Genomic DNA, 17,275 nt, shown 5'->3' with positions numbered 1-17,275 from the left:
TTCCGCCGTGCTGCGTGTCGCCGTCATCGGCTCGGGGCCGAGCGGGTGCTACACCGCTCAGGGCCTGGTCCAGCAGGACCCCTCGGTGCGCGTCGACGTCATCGACCGGCTGCCGTGCCCGTACGGGCTCGTGCGCTACGGCGTGGCGCCGGACCACGAGAAGATCAAGTCCCTGCAGAACAACCTGCGGACGGTCCTGGAGCACGAGCGGGTCCGGTTCCTGGGCGGCGTCCAGGTCGGCGGCTCCGGCGGACTGCCCGCCGCGCGGCTGCGCGAGCTGTACCACGCGGTGGTGTACTGCGTGGGCGCCGCCACCGACCGCCGTCTGCACATCCCGGGCGAGGACCTGCCGGGCAGCTGGTCGGCGACCGAGTTCGTCTCCTGGTACAGCGCCCACCCCGACTCCGAGGACAGCGGTTTCGTGCGGGGCGCGCGGTCGGCCGTCGTCGTCGGCGTGGGCAACGTCGCCGTGGACGTCACGCGCATCCTGGCGCGCGGAGCGGCCGAGCTGAGCCCCACCGACATGCCCGAGGCCGCGCTCGCCGCGCTCACCGCGAGCCGGGTGACCGAGATCCACATGGTGGGCCGGCGCGGCCCGTCGCAGGCCCGCTTCACGACCAAGGAGCTGCGCGAGCTGGGCGCCCTGCCGGACACCGACGTCGTCGTCGACCCCGAGGAGCTGGCGCTGGACCCGGCCTGCGCCGATCCCTCGGCGCTGCCGGCCGCCCAGCGCCGCAACATCGAGGTCCTGCGCGGCTGGGCCGCGACGCCGCCGAAGGGCGGCAGCCGCCGGATCCGGCTGCGCTTCTTCCTGCGCCCCGTCGAACTGCTCGCCGACGACGGCCGCGTGGGCACGGTGCGGCTGGAGCGCACGGCGCCGGACGGGCAGGGCGGCGTCGTCGGGACGGGTCGGTACGAGGACATCGCGGCCCAGCTGGTGCTGCGGTCGGTGGGCTACCGCGGAGTGCCGCTGGACGGGCTGCCGTTCGACGCGGGCACCGGCACGGTGCCGCACCGGGACGGGCGCGTGCTGCGCGACGGTGCCGTCGCGCCGGGCGAGTACGTGGCCGGCTGGATCAAGCGGGGTCCCACAGGCGTCATCGGCACCAACCGGCCGTGCGCGAAGGAGACCGTGGCCTCGCTGCTCCAGGACGCGCCCGGGCTCGTGGGCAGGCAGGTGCCGGACGACAGCCTCCCGGTGCTGCGGGCCGAGGGTGTCGAGCCCGTGCGGTGGGCGGGCTGGCAGGCCATCGAGCGGGCCGAGGCGGAACTCGGCGTCTCCCTGGGGCGCAGCGTGGTCAAGCTGCCGGACTGGGAGTCCCTGCGGTCGGCGGCCGGCACCGCGGTCTCCCAGGTCTAGTGCTGCGACCGGAAAGGTTCACCGGCTCGCGGCGCCCGGCACGGCTCCCCCAAGCTCTTCGAGCAGGGGGGAGCCGCGTTGTCGTCCCGAGTACGTCCAGTACGCGGGTGATGCTCCGCCTTGCGATGCTCCCCCACAGCCTGAACGGCGTGGGAGGTACCCCCAGCACCGGACGCCGCGAGCTTCCCGGCAAACCTTTCCGGTCACAGCACAGGCCCCCAGGCAGCGGGATCGCCCTGGTACGTGCCCGCGGGAATCCATGAACCGGTCCGGTCCCGCCAGGCTCTGGCGGGACCGGACCTCTGGCCGTCATCCTCCGGCCGTCAGCTCTCGGACGACCGCGGGACCGCTCTCCGGCAGCAGCCGTACGACGGTCTCCTCCAGTTGGGGCAGGACCCGCTGACCGGCCAGGGCCAGGGTGATCGCCGCGGCGACGCCGGCCCAGGCCACCGGACCGAGCGGGGTGCAGCCCAGGGCCCGGCTGACGCCGGGGGTCTGGATCAGGGCGGCGAGGGTGAGGGCGGAGCCCAGGGACGTCACCCGGACCAGCGTGCTGCCCCGGCGGTCGAGCAGGGTCTGGACCAGCTGGGTTCCGACCACACCGCACAGGGCCATCGTGCTGGAGCGGCGGGCGGTGCCCGGTGTCCAGCGGCCGATCATCCAGGCCGTGACCGCGCCCAGACAGGTGGTCAGGGCCCGGTGGCGGATCTGCCGGATCAGTCCCTCGCCCAGGACGGAGCCCGCCGCGTCCTCCGGCGTCGCCGACCGCGCCTGCTCGGGATCCTCCTTCGGGGTCACCGCCACGGCCATCGCCGGGAACAGGTCCGTGAACAGGTTCACCATGAGCATCTGCCGGGTGGACAGCGGTGCGGTGCCCGACAGCAGCGTGCCGAACAGACCGAAGCCGATCTCGCCCGCGTTGCCGCCGATCAGGATGGCGATGGCGTCGGCGACGCTGTGCCACAGGGCGCGGCCCTCGCCGATCGCGTCGATCAGGACCGTCAGGTCGTCGTCGGTCAGGACGATGTCGGCGGCGTTGCGCGCGGCCGCGGAACCGCGGGCGTTGATGCCCACGCCGATGTCGGCGGCGCGGATCGCCGCGGCGTCGTTGGCACCGTCGCCGACCATGCCGACCACCCGGCCGGCGTCCCGCAGCGCCTCGACGACCTGGAGCTTCTGCTCGGGCGCCACCCGGGCGACCACGCCGGCGTCACGCAGCATCCGGGCGCGGGCCGACCTGTCCGCGGCGGCGAGTTCGTCTCCGGTGACCACGGTGGTGTCCTTGGGCCAGCCCAGCTCCGTGGCGATGGCCCGGGCGGTCTGCGGGTGGTCGCCGGTGAGCATGACCGGCCGTACGCCCTCTTCGTACAGCCCGCTCACGAGCGCCATGGACGTGTCGCGCGGCACGTCCGACAGCGCCAGCAGCCCGATGAACTCCAGGCCCTCAAGCCTCCGTTCGAGTGCGTCCTCCTCGCTCTCGTGCTCGTCGAGCCGCCGCTGCGCCACCGCCAGCACCCGCAGTCCGTCGCCCGCCAGGGCGTGCGAGGTGTCGACGGCGTGGGCCGGGAGGGCGGGGCAGGCGGGCAGCACCGTCTCGGGGGCGCCCTTGACGACCAGCAGGCGGGGGCCGTTCGCGACCCGGCCGACGGCGGCCGCGTATCCGCGTGCGGCCTCGAAGCCGAGGTCCTCCAGCTCGGCCCAGTCCGGGTCGGGACCGGCCGCGTCGAGGACGGCCTCGTCGGTGGCGTGCACCGGCCGGTCCGAGTCGCCGTTGAGACGCGGACAGGCCCGCGCCGCGGACCGCAGTGTCCGTGCGGAGGCCTCGTCGCCCACCACGTGGACCTCACCGTCGGCGTCGGACGCCCGCACCACGCGCAGCCGGTTCTCGGTGAGGGTGCCGGTCTTGTCGAAGCAGATGGTGTCCATCCGGCCCAGCGCCTCCAGCGCGCGCGGGGTGCGGACCAGGACGCCGTCGCGGCTGAGCCGCCGGGCCGCCGCCAACTGCGCCACGGTGGCGACCAGGGGCAGGCCCTCCGGGACGGCGGCCACGGCGACGGCCACACCACCGCTGACCGCCTCGCGGACGGAGGTGCCCCGCAGCAGCGCGATACCGGTCACCGCGGCGCCGCCCGCCAGCGTCAGCGGCAGCGCCTTGCGGGTGAGTTCCTGGAGCCTGGCCTGCACGCCCGCGGACGGGGGCGTGCGGGCGGCGAGGTGCACGGCGCGGGCGGCCTCGGTGCTCTCGCCGGTGTCGACCACGACGGCCCGGGCCTCCCCGGCCACCACGGTGGTGCCCTCGAAGACCATGCAGCTGCGGTCCGCGACCGCGGCGTGCGGGGTCGGATCGGTCTGCTTCTCCACCGGAAGGGACTCCCCGGTCAGCGCGGACTCGTCGACCTCCAGGCCGTCCTCCCACAGCAGCCGGGCATCGGCGGGCACCACCTCGTCGCCCTTCAGCTCGATCACGTCGCCCGGCTTGAGCTTCCCGGCGTCGACCGTGACGGTGGCGCCGGCCGGGGCCTGCGCGTCCGGGGGCGCGATGCGCGCCTTGCGCTTCTGCTCGGCGATCAGGCCGGACAGGGCACGCTCGGCGCGCAGCCGCTGGAAGCCGCCGACCAGGGCGTTGAGGTCGAGGGCGCCGACCACGAGGAGGGCGTCCACCACGGAGCCGAGGATCGCCGAGGCCGCCGAGCCGACGGCCAGGACCGGGGTAAGAGGGTCCCGCAGTTCGCCGCGCACGGCCTGCCCCAGCTCGTACGTCCAGCGGACCGGGGCGAGGACGGGGTTCCGGACGATGGCGGCGACCGCCTTGTGGGCCTGGGCGACGGCCCACTCGAACGGGGTGAGCCGGCCCGCCGCTTCCTGGTCCAGCCGTTCCTGGGCCTCCTTCGCGTCGAGTTCGTGCCAGTGCACGCGCGGTCGCGGGTGCGGGGCGTGTGTCGCCGCCACGGCGAAGGCGGCGCGCGTCCCGGACAGCAGGGCGACGGCCGCGGCGGCGTCGACCGGTGCGTGCCGCAATCCGGGCAGCATGGCGCGGCGGCCGCGGCCGCGCTTGGACTCGCCGATGGCCACGAGCAGCCCGGACAGCGCGGCGCCGGACCGGGCCAGGGTCTGCGCCCGGTGGCCGGTCCTCCGGGCCGCCGGGACGGCCGTCAGCACCCGCCACACGTCGGAGAGTCCGTGCAGGGCGAGGATGTCCGCGCCCCAGACGACGGCGGCGTCGCCGTCCACGAGGGCGACGGAGAGATCGCTGCCGCGCAGTCCGGCCAGGACGTCGTGGTCGTCGGCGGAGCGCATCCGGGCGACGGTGAGCACTGTGCCCTCCTCGCCGCGCAGTCCGTACACCACGTCGTCCAGGGGCCGCCGGGCGTCCACGACCTCGTCGGCGAGGCCGGTCAGGTCCTCCAGGACCGGATCGTCCACCAGGACCACCCGCAGTCCGGCCCGGCGGGCCGCGTCCAGGACCGGTTCGGCCCACGGGTCCGCCTCCCCCTCCTCGGTGCGCAACGCGCTCGAGTGCAGGACGACGGTGCCGGCCATCTCCAGTTGCCGCAGCCGTTCCGGGGCCCGGACCAGCACGCCGGTCCGGGCGAGCAGGGTGCCGAGCACGGCGTGGAAGACGGCGGGACCGTAGCGGGCGGCCTTGGGAGAACCGGCGAGCACCGCCTCGGCCGCCTCGGCCCCGTTGCGTTTGACCAGCATGGTCAGCGCCGCGCCCACCAGACTGCCGGCGGAGGCGTGGTTGGCGTACTCCTGAGCCGGTGTGATGCGCAGCGGCGGGCGCGGGGTGTCGTCCGCGGCGACGCTGACGCGGCCGGGTGCGCACAACTGGTCGTGGAACGCGTCGAAGGCGGCCGTGCGGGCCACCGTGTCGGCCAGTTGGGAGGCGCGCAGCGCGCCGTCCAGGACCAGCGCGGTGGGGGTCTGGCCGCTGCCGTGGGCGGCCGCGTTCGCGCAGGCGAGCAGGAGGTCCATACGGGACCTGCCCATCCGGGAGCCCAGGGCGGCACGGAAGCGCGGGTTCTCCCGCAGCAGCGTCACCACGGCGGTCACCATGCGCGGCGACGGCGGCAGGCGCAACGCGTAGGAGGTCAGTGCGACGCCGACGCCCACCACGTCGGCGGCGAACGTGGCCGCGGCCGCCCGCACCCCGGCCGGGTCCCCCGGATGTGTGATCTCCTCCGGATCGTCGCCGTCCAGGACGAGCCCGTGCCGGGTCGCGAGGTCGGCCGCCTGGTCCACGACCTCGTCGGCGACCTCCTCCTCCGTCACGGCGACGACCAGCCGTCCGAGACCCTCGTCCCAGCACGCGAAGAGCACGTCGGGCCGCTCGGCGAGTGTCACGGCGATGTGCCGGGCCAGATGTGCCTTCCCGCCCGCGCGCAGCACCCTCTCCGGGTCCAGGGAGCGCAGTGACAGGTGTGCCCGGGTGCCGGACCGCCAGTGGTGGTCCGTGCCGGGCAGGGCGTTGCGGGCGACACGCACGACCCGCGTGGCGGCGTCCACGCCGCGTACGCCGGCTCGTGCCGTTCCGGCCACCGCTCCCGCGGCGGCCCCGACCGCAGGGGCGGCCGCCCGGGTGACCAGCCGGGCAGCGGCCGACGGCGCAGTCAGCAGTCCTAGCACCATGGCGCGTCCTCAGAGGGAGGTGCGGTCGGGCCGCGCCGTCGGGCCGAGGGGTCCGGCGGCCGATGCCTGCCCCTTCGAGGACTTGCCACGGCCGGCCCCGGACGCCTTGGTCTTCGCCGGTTCGTCGGGCCCGGTGTCCGTGTCCGGCGCGGACGCCTGCTTCTTGATGCCGGTACCGGCGCCCTGCTCGGTCTCCCGGGCAGCCGTGCCGCGCTTCTTCCCGGGCTTGCGCGCCGCGGTGGTGGCCGGTGGCAGCTCCGGTGCCTGTGTCTGCTCCTCGCCGGCGGCGGGCCGCTCGGGGCGGGACTGGGTGAGCCAGACCACGGCCGCGCCGGTGATCGCCACCGGCCACTCCACCACTCCGGCGACACCGAGCACTCCGGCTCCCGTGTACACCGCGAGCCGCCGCCCGCGCGGCGAGACTGCGCCGACCTTGTCCAGCGTCCCCTGCGCGGCCCGGCTCACCGCCTCGGCTCCGGGCACCTTCCGCAGCACCGAGGCCGCACCGTGCAGCGGCGCCGCAAGGGCAGACGACGACTTCCGCTCAGCCATGACTCTCCTCGCCTGGGGTGAGATCGACTTCTCGTGGCCACCGGGTGCCCACAACCGTGCTGGTCACCCCGTCTCTCCCCAGACAACGCCACCGCTCTCGTCCGCGCCACCGGGCTCCGCCGTCCACCACGGTCCGCGTCGCGGCCGGAACGCCGACCGGCACCCTGCTCCCAGCACCGGCGGGATGCCGGTCGGAGACGGCCCGTCCCCGCGCCGGAACCAGCGGAACCGCTCGGGAAAAGGGCACCCGCCACGCTCCCGGCCCCTGCGGCTACGGGTGCACCAGCGGCGCCGAACACCCACTCAAAGGCCGACAGACACCCCGCCCGAAAGGCCGACACCCAACAGCCCAACGGGCGAGCCGCCCCTCCCCCACACCAGAAACAGAGGCCCCCGGAGGCAACAAAGACCCCACCCGCACAGGTGCACCCGCCGCACCGAGCCCCCACCCGAAGGGCCGACAGGCGCCCGCCCCGACGGCCGGCGCCCGGCAGCCCGACGGCGGAGCCGTCCGTCTCCCGCGTCAGGAGTGGCGGAAGAGCCCCCCGGGGACCGCGCCGGCGAGGAGCCCGTAGCCCTGCGGGTTGAGGTGCAGCCAGTCCCCGGCGTGGAGGTCGGGCCGCAGCCGGCTCGGCTGCCCGGGGTCGCGGACCGCGCGGTCGAAGTCGATGAGCGCGTCGAAGTGCCCGCTCGCCCGGATCCAGGCGTTGACCGCCTGGCGGGACTTCTCCCGCAGGCCCGCCGGGTCGTCGTAGGAGTCGTTGCCGCCGAACGGCAGCAGGGTGGCGCCGTAGACACGGATGCCCTGGGCGTGGGCGCGCACCACGATCTGCTGGTAGGCGGCGATCAGGCCCTCGGTGACCCGGCGCTGGGCGGCCGGGGTGGCGTCGGCGGTGCCGATGTCGTTGACGCCCTCGAAGACGATCAGCCAGGCGACGCCGCTGCGCGAGAGGATGTCGCGGTCGAGGCGGGCGAGGACGTTGGGGCCGAGGCCGTCGTTCAGGACGCGGTTGCCCTCGGCGGCCTGGTTCAGGACGGCGAGGTCCGCGGTGGCGGGGCGGGAGCGGAGCCGGTCGTAGAGCTGGTCGGGCCAGCGGTCGTTGCCGTTGGTGGTGGAGCCGCGCCCGTCGGTGAGCGAGTCGCCGAGTATCGCCACGGCCTCGGTCGAGGCCTTGGCCTCCACCTCGACGTCGCTGATCAGGTACCAGTGGTCGACCGGGGTCGCCCCGGCCAGATCGACGTCCCGGGTGTGGTCGCCGTGGACGAGGTACGACGTCGTGCGCGAGCCCGGGTGGGAGGTGAGCGCGAGGGAGGGCTGACCCTCGGCCAGGTACGCCGTCACGGTGAGGGTGGACGCGGCGCGCAGGTCGAGGTCCAGCGGGTCGGAGACGACCTGGGCCCCGGTGGGCACGGTCGTCGACGCCCGCCGGGGTGTCACCGAAGGCGTTGAAGAAGCACAGCCGGAGGCGGTGGCCGCCGGTGGAGACGCGCAGCGTCTGCCGCACGGTGGTGTCGACGAGGACGGCGCGGTCGCCGGTGAAGGGCGCCGGCGGCAGGTTGTCGGGCTCGGTGAGCTGCGGCATCGCCGTCCAGGTGTTCACCCAGTGCCGTGCGGCCGCGGCCGGCGGCCGGTCGGCGGCGGTCACGCGGTCCGGCCCACGCACCAGGCACGGACGCGATCACCGTCCAGGGCTCGGCCAAGGTCTGGATCGACCACAACTCCCTGTCCTCCGACCGCGACCACGGCAAGGACTACTACGACGGCCTGCTCGACGTCTCGCACGCCTCCGACTACGTCACGGTGTCCTGGAACACCTTCAAGGACCACTACAAGGGCTCGCTGGTCGGCCACAGCGACAGCAACGCGACGAGGACACCGGGCATCTGCGGGTGACGTACCACCACGACTGGTTCAACAACGTCAACTCCCGCATACCGAGCCTGCGTTTCGGCACGGGGCACTTCTACGACAACTACGTCGTGGGCGCCGAGACCGCCGTGCACTCGCGCATGGGCGCCCAGATGCTGGTCGAGAACAATGTCATCCGCAGCACGTCGGTCGCCGTCACCACCAACCGGGACAGCACGCAGGACGGTTACGCCAACCTGCGGGGCAACGACCTCGGCGGCGCCGCGACCGAGGTGTCGCAGACCGGCTCCTTCACCAGCCCTCCGTACAGCTACACGGCAGAGGCCGCCTCCGGCGTGGCCTCCTCGGTGACCGCGGGCGCGGGCACCGGGAAGATCTGACCGCCGCCCGGCCATCACCCGACCGCACGGAAGGAACAAGGACATGACGTCCGCAGCACGACCGCGCCTGCCACGGCGCGCACTGACCGGGGGCCTGGCCGCACTCGGCCTCTCGCTTGCGATGCTCATGACTGAAGGAGCGCCTTCGGCGAGCGCCGCCACCTGGCCCTCCGCCAACGGCAGTCAGGCGGTTTCCGCCACCATCCCGGTGTCCGGCACCAAGGACTACGGGATGACGCGTCTGTACGGCAGCGGGGCCCTGGGCACCGGCGGCCAGGAGGAGAACCAGAAGCCGATCCTGGAACTGGCCGCCGGCGCCGTCGTGAAGAACGTCATCATCGGCTCCCCCGCCGCCGACGGCATCCACTGCCTGGGCAGCTGCACGCTCCAGAACGTCTGGTGGGAGGACGTCGGCGAGGACGCCGCGACGTTCCTCGGCTCCTCGTCCTCGAACGTCTACACCGTCTCCGGCGGCGGCGCGAAGGAGGCCGGCGACAAGGTCTTCCAGTTCAACGGCGCCGGCACGCTGAACGTGTCGAACTTCGCGGTGCAGAACTTCGGCACCTTCGTCCGCTCGTGCGGCAACTGCAAGACGCAGTACAAGCGGACCATCAATCTCAACACGATCGAGGCCACCTACAAGGGCGGCCGGATCGCCGGCATCAACACCAACTACGGGGACAGCGCCTCCCTGAAGAAGATCACCATCAGCGGGGACTCCGGCAAGAAGATCATCCCCTGCCAGGGGTACACCGGGAACAACACGGGCGCCGAGCCGACCAAGGGCGGCACGGACGCCGACGGCACGTACTGCAAGTACGCGGCGTCCGACATCACGTACAAGTGACGCCGACGCGGTGAGAGCGCGGTCGCGCGCGGTGTGCCCGAGGGCGCCGCGCGCGCGACCGCCGTACGCTCACCGCCTCGCATGTCCGAGCATCTCCTCGGTCAACTCCCGCCGGCAGTCGGTGTACACGGTGCGCAGCGCCGGGCCCGGCCAGTGCGCGGGCAGCAGGGGCGCCGGCAGCACGGGGTCGGCCAGCAGGTGCCGTACGACGGCCGCGAGGGCGGTGAAGCGGTCGGCGGGCCGGTCCGTGCGCGCGACAAGATCGAGCAGCGTGCGGGCGGTCGCCGCCCAGCCGTCGACCGGCCACAGGCGCGCGGCCAGGTCGGCGGCGGGCTCTTCGGGCCGGGCGGTGAAACGCCGGACCACCGGGGACGGTCCGCCCGGCCAGGGGCGGCGCAGATTGGCGGGGCGCAGCCAGACGCCCTCGCGGAGTTCGGCAAGCCGGAGAGCCGTCAACCGGGCGCGCAGCTCGGCGCGTTCGGCGGGCTCGCGGCCGGTCGCCGTCACGACGACCATCTCCCACTCCCCGTCCCAGGGGCACGTCTCGGGGTGCACGGCCGCGTCCTGGCGCCGCTGGCGCTCCAGCAGCCGGTCGCTGAGGCCGTGGACGGTGTCGGAGCGTCGCAGGTCTCCGGCGGCCACCATCCGGCTCAGGGCCGCGCGCAGGGTGGATCCGCCGATCCCGAAGGGTTCGACCGCCCGTACGAGGTCCTTCACCGGCAGTTCGGGCGGGTGCGTGCCCAGCAGCAGGCTCAGGACGACCGACCGCGCGGACAGCGGGCGCAGCCCGGCCCCGGCCGGCTCCTGGGAGGCGTTCATGGTCACGTACTGTACGTACACCCGCCATGTTGCACTATTGCTGCGACCGCAGCAACGATGCAACATGGACGCCATGGCCTCGACACTCGCGCACGAGCAGCAGGAACGACAGGCACAGCAGGTGCGGCAGGGACCGGCGATGCGCCCGGACGGAGAGGCGCCGCTCGAACCGCGCCCCGGGCCGCACGGGCAGGACGCCGCGCACGCCGTCACCAACCAGGCCCCTCCTCTGGCGCCCTACGACGCGTCCGACGACGCGGCGCTGCTGGAGGGGTTGCGCAGGGAGGGCGCGGGCTGGGCCGAGGAGGACATGCGGCGGCTCGGGACGCTGGCCGGGAGCGTTCAGGCGCAGGAGTGGGCCGACCAGGCCAACCGGCACGAGCCGGAACTGCGCACCCACGACCGCTACGGCAACCGGATCGACGAGGTCGACTTCCACCCCGCCTGGCACCACCTGATGAGGACGGCGGTCGCCGAGGGCCTGGCCGGCGCCCCCTGGGCGGACGAGCGGCCCGGCGCGCACGTGGCCCGCAGCGCCGGCGGCCTGGTGTGGGGGCACACGGACGCCGGGCACGGCTGCCCGACGTCGATGACGTACGCCGCCGTACCCGCCCTGCGCGCCCAGCCGGAACTGGCCGCCGTGTACGAACCGCTGCTGGCCGCCCGGGTGTACGAGCCGGGGCTGCGGGTGCCGGCCGAGAAGCAGGGCCTGCTGGCGGGTATGGGGATGACCGAGAAGCAGGGCGGCTCGGACGTACGGACGAACACCACGACGGCCACGCCGACCGCGGAGCCCGGGGTGTACACCCTGCGCGGGCACAAGTGGTTCACCTCGGCGCCCATGTGCGACGTCTTCCTGGTGCTCGCCCAGGCTCCGGGCGGGCTGTCCTGCTTCCTGGTGCCGCGCGTCCTGCCCGACGGCAGCCGCAACACCTTCCGCATCCAGCGGCTCAAGGACAAGCTGGGCAACCGGTCGAACGCCTCCTCCGAGCCGGAGTTCGACGGGACGGTGGCCTGGCTGGTCGGGCCCGAGGGGCGGGGCGTCAAGACGATCATCGAGATGGTCAACTGCACGCGCCTGGACTGCGTGATGATGTCGGCGGCGCTCATGCGCAAGACACTCGTCGAGGCGTGCCACCACGTGCGGCACCGCGGCGCCTTCGGCGCGCTGCTCATCGACCAGCCGCTGATGCGGAACGTGCTGGCCGACCTGGCGCTGGAGTCCGAGGCCGCGACGACGCTCACGCTGCGGCTGGCCGGTGCGGCCGACCGGACGGTACGCGCGGGCGGCGGGGGTGACGAGGCCGCGTTCCGGAGGATCGCGACCGCGGTCGGCAAGTTCTGGGTCACCAAGCGGGGGCCCGCCTTCACGGCGGAGGCCCTGGAGTGCCTGGGCGGCAACGGCTACGTCGAGGAGTCCGGGATGCCCCGGCACTACCGGGAGGCGCCGCTGCTGTCGATCTGGGAGGGCTCGGGGAACGTCAACGCCCTGGACGTCCTGCGGGCGCTCGGCCGGGAGCCCGGCACCGCGGAGGCGCTGTTCGCCGAACTCGACCTGGCCCGCGGTGCCGACGCCCGCCTGGACGCTGCCGTGACCCGGCTCCGGACGGGTCTGGGCGAGGCCTCTCCGGCCGGCGCCCGCCGCCTGGTCGAGCTCATGGCCCTGACCCTGCAGGCCTCCCTGCTCGTGCGGCACGCCCCGTCCGCCGTCGCCGACGCCTTCTGCGCGACCCGGCTGGGCGGCGACTGGGGCCACTCCTTCGGCACGCTGCCGGACAGCGCGGACGTCGACGCCATTCTGGAACGGTCACTTCCGGGTTAGGGCCGCGCCGGGCGTCTCCAGGCACCAGCACGCCACTCCGGGGGGCGGTCACCAGGCCTTGCGGCTCCACAGCGGGCCGAAGCGGGCCCACTCGGTGTCCCACTGGTCCAGGCGACGGCGTTCCAGACAGGCGCGCAGGGCGCGGCCGGTGACGAAGGGGACGGCGGCGGCGCCCACTCCCACCAGGCCGCCGGACATCACGGCCCGCGTGCGGGCCTGGGCGGGCGTGGCCGGTCCGGTCACCAGCCGGCCCCGGGAGTCGGTCCACACGGTGACCGGGGTGCCGGCGGCGCTGCCGGGCCATACCCGGGCCCAGCCGCTGCGCGCGGTGCCGTCCGGGGCGGTCCAGCGCACCTTTCCCCACACCCGGAGGGCGGTGCCGGGAGCCCCGCCGGCCCCGGCGGACGAGCCGGGCACCCGCTCGGTCACCCGCGCGACCGTGGGCGTCCGTGCGAGGGGTTCCAGGGCCATGGCCTGTTCCGCGCCCCGGGCCACCGTCCATCCGGCGAGCACCCCGGCGAGGACACCGAGCACCCAAGTGCCGAGCACGACCCAGGCCTCCACCATGTCGGCGCGGCGTTTGAGCGGATTGCGGCGCCACCGCCACAGCCACACCTCAGGACCACGGAACGCCATCGACGGCATCCTCCTCACGAGCGCACGGACCTGCCGGACCGCCCTCCCATACGGCGGAGGGCTCCCCGATGCTCACGCCGGATTCCCCGCCCCGGCCCTCCCATGGGTGCCGCGGCCCGGCCGTCCCCGGCTCCCGCGGCGGGCGCGATCGGGCGCCGGCTCCCAGCCATGCCGCTGTGACCTGCGACGACGCCGATGCGGAGAGGACTGTCAGTGGTGGGGTGCACACTGGCCGGTGTCCGGGACAAAGAGGTTCGGACAAAGACCTCGCGGAGGTGATCGGCATGACCGAAGTACTGCTCACCGTGGGCACGCGCAAAGGCTTGTTCATCGGGCGGCGACGGGACGGCGTCTGGGAGTTCGACGACAGTCCCCACTTCAACGCCCAGGCCGTGTACTCGGTCGCCATCGACGTCCGCGGCTCCGTCCCGCGGCTGCTGGCCGGCGGGGACAGCGCGCACTGGGGCCCCTCGGTGTTCCACTCCGACGACCTGGGCCGCACCTGGACCGAGCCGGCCCGCCCCGCCGTGAAGTTCCCCAAGGACACCGGCGCCTCGCTGGAGCGGGTGTGGCAACTGCACCCGGCCGCCGCCGAGCCCGACGTGGTCTACGCGGGCACGGAACCGGCCGCGCTGTACCGCTCGGAGGACCGCGGCGAGAGCTTCGAGCTGGTCCGCCCGCTGTGGGAGCACCCCACCCGGTCGAAGTGGGTGCCGGGTGGCGGCGGTGAGGGCCTGCACACCGTGGTGACGGACCGGCGCGATCCGCAGAAGGTCACGGTCGCCGTGTCCACCGCCGGGGTGTTCCGCACGGCCGACGGCGGAGTGAGCTGGACGCCGGCCAACTCCGGAGTGTCCGCCGTGTTCCTGCCGGATCCGAACCCGGAGTTCGGCCAGTGCGTGCACAAGGTCGCGCAGGACGCGGAGAACCTCGACCGGTTGTATCTGCAGAACCACTGGGGCGTGTACCGCAGCGACGACGGGGGCGCGCGCTGGACGGACATCGGCGAGGGCCTGCCGTCCACGTTCGGCTTCGCCGCGGCCGCCCACCCGCACCGCGGCGACACCGCGTACGTCTTCCCGATCACCGCGGACGCGGACCGGGTGCCCGCCGACCGCCGCTGCCGTGTGTTCCGCACCGAGGACGCGGGCCGGAGCTGGGAGCCGCTCGCGGCGGGCCTGCCCTCGGAGGACCATTACGGCACGGTGCTGCGGGACGCGCTGTGCACCGACGACGCGGACCCGGCCGGCGTCTACTTCGGCAATCGCAACGGGGAGGTGTACGCCTCGGCGGACGACGGGGACAGCTGGCGGCAACTGGCCTCGCACCTGCCCGACGTGCTCTGCGTGCGCGCGGCGGTCATCGGTTGAGAGCGGCTCCTACTCCTTCAGGCCCACCGCCGCGACGGCGTGGCCCTGATCGCGAGTGATGTCCTCGGTATCGGGGTCCGGGCGCCAGTCGGCGGACCTGACCAGGCCCGGCTCGACCAGACTCAGCCCCCGCAGCAAGCGCCCGATGTGCTCGGGCGAGCGCAGGTGGTACGAGTTGGCGGACTGCGCGTTGTAGGCCGTGATGGCCGAGTTGAGCTCGTCGCTGGTGTCCGTGCCGTCGCTGAAGGCCACGTAGCTGCCGCGGGGCAGGGCTTCGATCAGCTCGGCCACGATCCGCTCGGGCTCCTCCTCGTCCGGGACCTGCCCGATGATGCCGAGCAGGATCAGGCCGATGGGCTGGTCGAAGTCCAGTGTCTGGGCCGCCTGGGCGAGGATCTTCCGCGGATCGCGCACGTCGGCGTCGAGGTAGGCGCACTCGCCCTCGGGCGTGCCGCGCAGCAACGCCTCGGCGTGGACGAGGACGATGGGGTCGTTGTCGACGTAGACGATCTTGCTGTCGGGCGCGATGCTCTGGGCGACCTCGTGCGTGTTGTTCGCGGTGGGCAGCCCGGTGCCGATGTCGAGGAACTGGCGGATCCCGGCCTCGCCTGCCAGGTACCGCACCGCCCGTACCAGGAAGCTCCGTTGCTGACGTGCGATGGCCGCGATCTCGGGGAACATCCGCAGGATCACGGCGCCGGTCTCGCTGTCCACCGGGTAGTGGTCCTTGCCGCCGAGCAGGTAGTTCCACACGCGGGCAGAGTGGGGTCGATCGGTCTGCAGTCTGCTTTCCCAGTCGCTTCGATCAGTCATGGGGAGAGCATCGCACACGGGACCGCCGGCAAGATCAACTTCCTTGCCGGCGGGCCTCCTTGTCAGCCGGACCGACCCGCGACCGTGAACTTGCCTTTCCGGATCGGTCCGTTGACCACGGCCGGGGCACTCACTCGTCGTCGGCGGCCAAGACCTAGGGCAGTCGCCAGTCCACCGGCTCGGCCCCCTGCCGCTGGAGGAGATCGTTGGCCCGGCTGAACGGGCGGGAGCCGAAGAAGCCCCGGTCGGCGGACATCGGCGAAGGGTGCGCCGACTCGATCGCCGGATACTCGCCGAGCAGGGGGCGCAGGTTGCGCGCGTCCCGCCCCCACAGGATCGACACCAGCGGCCGTTCCCGCGCGACGAGGGCACGGATGGCCTGCTCGGTGACCTCCTCCCAGCCCTTGCCGCGGTGGGCGCCCGGCTTGCGCGGGGCCGTGGTGAGCGCCCTGTTGAGCAGCAGTACGCCCTGCTGGGTCCACGGGGTCAGATCACCGTTGGAGGGCCTGGGCAGGCCCAGATCCGAGTTCATCTCCCGGTAGATGTTCTCCAGGCTGCCCGGCAGCGACCGCACCTGTGGCGAGACCGCGAAACTCAGGCCGATCGCCATTCCCGGCGTCGGATAGGGATCCTGACCGACGATCAGGACCCTCACGTCGTCGAAGGGTTGCTGGAACGCCCGCAGGACATTCGCTCCCGCCGGGAGATACGTCCGGCCGGCCGCGACTTCGGCGCGCAGGAAGTCACCCATGCCCGCGATACGCCCGGCCACCGGTTCCAGGGCCTTCGCCCAGCCGGCCTCTACTAGTTCATGCAACGGTCGTGGTGCCACGCCGCGTCACTCTAGCGGCCCACACCGACAACCCGTGCCCGCGGACCGGCCGCTGCGGGGGAGCCTCCGCGGCGCTAGTCTTCCTCCTCACCAAAGTCATCGAGCCGGTCGGGCGGATCACGCAGCCGGCCGTCAGGGGGAGGGAAGCCCGGTGCGTCCAGTGACCGAGCCGCTCCCTCGCGGGCGCCGCGCCTCCTCGTCCCCCTCCCCCACGTCGGCGGACCCCGTCGGGGGCGGGGTGCTGCCGTGACCGGGGACGCACAGGCCGGTACGGCCGGATTCCTCGCCGTGGACTCGGGTGGCTCCGGGTTCCGGGCCGTCGTCGGTGTGCCCGGGCGCGGGCCGCTGGCGCGAGGGGAGTCCGGTGAGCCGGTACGCACCGGCGCGCGGGGCATCGACCCCGGACATCTCATGGACCAACTCGTTCCCATGGCCCGGGCGTTGGCCGCCGAGGCCGGAGTGGGGCGGCTGGAGACCGCCGTACTGGGGGCAGCCGGGCTCGCCACCCTGGGCGACGCGCTGCGCGCCGAACTGCCCGAGGCGCTGGCACGGCACCTCGGCGTGCGCCGGGTCGCGCTGGCCGCCGACGCGGTCACCGCCTACACAGGCGCCCTGGGCCCTCGCCCCGGCGCCGTCGTCGCCGCCGGGACCGGCCTGATAGCGATCGGCACCGACCTCACGGGCTGGCGGCGCGCGGACGGCTGGGGGCATCTGCTCGGCGACTGCGGCAGCGGAGCCTGGATCGGACGAGCGGGCCTGGAGGCCGCGCTGCGCGCCCACGACGGTCGGGACAGCGGCTCGGCGCGGCTGCTGGCCCGCGCCCAGGAAGCATTCGGGCCGATGGCGGAACTGCCCGGCAAGCTCTACCCGCGCTCCGACCGCGCCGCCATCCTGGCCTCCTTCGCACCCGAGGTGGCCGCCTGCGCGGCCGTCGACCCGGTCGCGGCCGGTGTGCTGCGCGCGGCGGCCCGGCACATGGCCGAGTCCGCCGCGGCCGTCTGCCCGCCCGTGGGAGAGCCGCTGCTCGCGCTCACCGGCGGCCTGTTCAAGCTGGGCGACCCCCTCCTCATACCGCTGGAGAAGGAACTCTGCGAGCGGCTCCCGCACGCACGGCGAGTGCGCGCCGAGGGCGATCCGCTGCACGGCTGCGTGCGCATCGCGACCGACCTGGCCAGAGACGTCCTCGCCCTGCCGAGTGATGAGAAGTTGCTGTACATACCACCCCCACAAAGGGATTGATCCCCCCACATCCGCATCTGCCGGACAAGTGCGCCGATGAGTCGACCGAGTTGTCCCCATCCGGTCCGATGGGGCCACACCGGCGCTTGGTGTCCGTACGTAACTC

11 protein-coding genes and 2 pseudogenes are annotated in these 17,275 nt (G+C 73.9%); 6 read left to right on the top strand and 7 right to left on the bottom strand.

Annotation, left to right across the window (positions count from 1 at the left end; translation table 11 throughout):
* Positions 1-7 precede the first annotated feature (7 nt).
* Complete coding sequence (locus ABZ818_RS26125) at positions 8-1,360, top strand: FAD-dependent oxidoreductase (RefSeq protein WP_361419248.1); 1,353 nt, start codon at positions 8-10, stop codon at positions 1,358-1,360.
* A gap of 309 nt (positions 1,361-1,669) precedes the next feature.
* On the opposite strand, the gene ABZ818_RS26120 is transcribed toward ABZ818_RS26125, so the two are convergent.
* From ABZ818_RS26120 to ABZ818_RS26110, 3 genes and pseudogenes are all read right to left on the bottom strand, one after another.
* Positions 1,670-5,989 carry a cation-translocating P-type ATPase gene (locus ABZ818_RS26120; RefSeq protein WP_361419245.1) on the bottom strand — a complete coding sequence of 1,440 codons (4,320 nt, stop codon included), beginning with the start codon at positions 5,987-5,989 and terminating at the stop codon, positions 1,670-1,672.
* Positions 5,990-5,998: 9 nt separating this feature from the next.
* Positions 5,999-6,541, bottom strand: a complete 543-nt coding sequence (locus ABZ818_RS26115) for a hypothetical protein (protein ID WP_361419242.1) — start codon at positions 6,539-6,541, stop codon at positions 5,999-6,001.
* A gap of 523 nt (positions 6,542-7,064) precedes the next feature.
* A pseudogene (locus ABZ818_RS26110) lies at positions 7,065-8,148 on the bottom strand (SGNH/GDSL hydrolase family protein); the annotation flags it as partial.
* A gap of 56 nt (positions 8,149-8,204) precedes the next feature.
* Here ABZ818_RS26110 and ABZ818_RS26105 point away from each other — a divergent pair.
* Positions 8,205-8,791, top strand: a pseudogene (locus tag ABZ818_RS26105) (polysaccharide lyase family 1 protein); the annotation flags it as partial.
* Positions 8,792-8,834: 43 nt separating this feature from the next.
* Positions 8,835-9,638 (top strand): pectate lyase, encoded by an 804-nt coding sequence (locus ABZ818_RS26100; protein ID WP_361419239.1) that lies wholly within the window; start codon positions 8,835-8,837, stop codon positions 9,636-9,638.
* A 69-nt stretch (positions 9,639-9,707) separates the two neighbouring features.
* On the opposite strand, the gene ABZ818_RS26095 is transcribed toward ABZ818_RS26100, so the two are convergent.
* Positions 9,708-10,457, bottom strand: a complete 750-nt coding sequence (locus ABZ818_RS26095) for a PaaX family transcriptional regulator C-terminal domain-containing protein (RefSeq protein WP_361419236.1) — start codon at positions 10,455-10,457, stop codon at positions 9,708-9,710.
* A 139-nt stretch (positions 10,458-10,596) separates the two neighbouring features.
* Between ABZ818_RS26095 and ABZ818_RS26090 the strand changes: the two genes are divergently transcribed.
* On the top strand, positions 10,597-12,279 hold the full coding sequence (locus ABZ818_RS26090) for an acyl-CoA dehydrogenase family protein (RefSeq protein ID WP_361419318.1): 1,683 nt from the start codon (positions 10,597-10,599) through the stop codon (positions 12,277-12,279).
* A gap of 48 nt (positions 12,280-12,327) precedes the next feature.
* Here the strand turns inward: ABZ818_RS26090 and ABZ818_RS26085 are convergent, their stop codons facing one another.
* Positions 12,328-12,915: a hypothetical protein gene (locus ABZ818_RS26085; RefSeq protein WP_361419233.1), complete on the bottom strand. Its 588-nt coding sequence runs from the start codon at positions 12,913-12,915 to the stop codon at positions 12,328-12,330.
* A gap of 284 nt (positions 12,916-13,199) precedes the next feature.
* Here ABZ818_RS26085 and ABZ818_RS26080 point away from each other — a divergent pair, with 284 nt between their 5' ends.
* Positions 13,200-14,285, top strand: coding sequence for an exo-alpha-sialidase (locus ABZ818_RS26080; protein WP_361419230.1), 1,086 nt, complete (start codon positions 13,200-13,202; stop codon positions 14,283-14,285).
* 9 nt (positions 14,286-14,294) lie between these two features.
* Here ABZ818_RS26080 and ABZ818_RS26075 read toward each other — a convergent pair whose 3' ends face one another.
* Both ABZ818_RS26075 and ABZ818_RS26070 read right to left on the bottom strand, forming a co-directional pair.
* The gene (locus ABZ818_RS26075; RefSeq protein ID WP_361419227.1) at positions 14,295-15,098 is read right to left on the bottom strand and encodes an SAM-dependent methyltransferase; all 804 of its coding nucleotides are present in this window, start codon (positions 15,096-15,098) and stop codon (positions 14,295-14,297) included.
* 154 nt (positions 15,099-15,252) lie between these two features.
* Positions 15,253-15,930, bottom strand: a complete 678-nt coding sequence (locus ABZ818_RS26070; protein WP_361419224.1) for a uracil-DNA glycosylase — start codon at positions 15,928-15,930, stop codon at positions 15,253-15,255.
* 246 nt (positions 15,931-16,176) lie between these two features.
* On the opposite strand from ABZ818_RS26070, the gene ABZ818_RS26065 reads away from it, so the two are divergent.
* Complete coding sequence (locus ABZ818_RS26065) at positions 16,177-17,169, top strand: BadF/BadG/BcrA/BcrD ATPase family protein (protein WP_361419221.1); 993 nt, start codon at positions 16,177-16,179, stop codon at positions 17,167-17,169.
* The last annotated feature ends 106 nt before the right edge of the window (positions 17,170-17,275 follow it).

The sequence above is a fragment of the Streptomyces sp. NPDC047453 genome, assembly GCF_040643155.1.
Lineage (GTDB): Bacteria > Actinomycetota > Actinomycetes > Streptomycetales > Streptomycetaceae > Streptomyces.
Note: the sequence above shows the minus strand (reverse complement) of the source record. Positions and strands in the feature narration are given on the sequence as shown.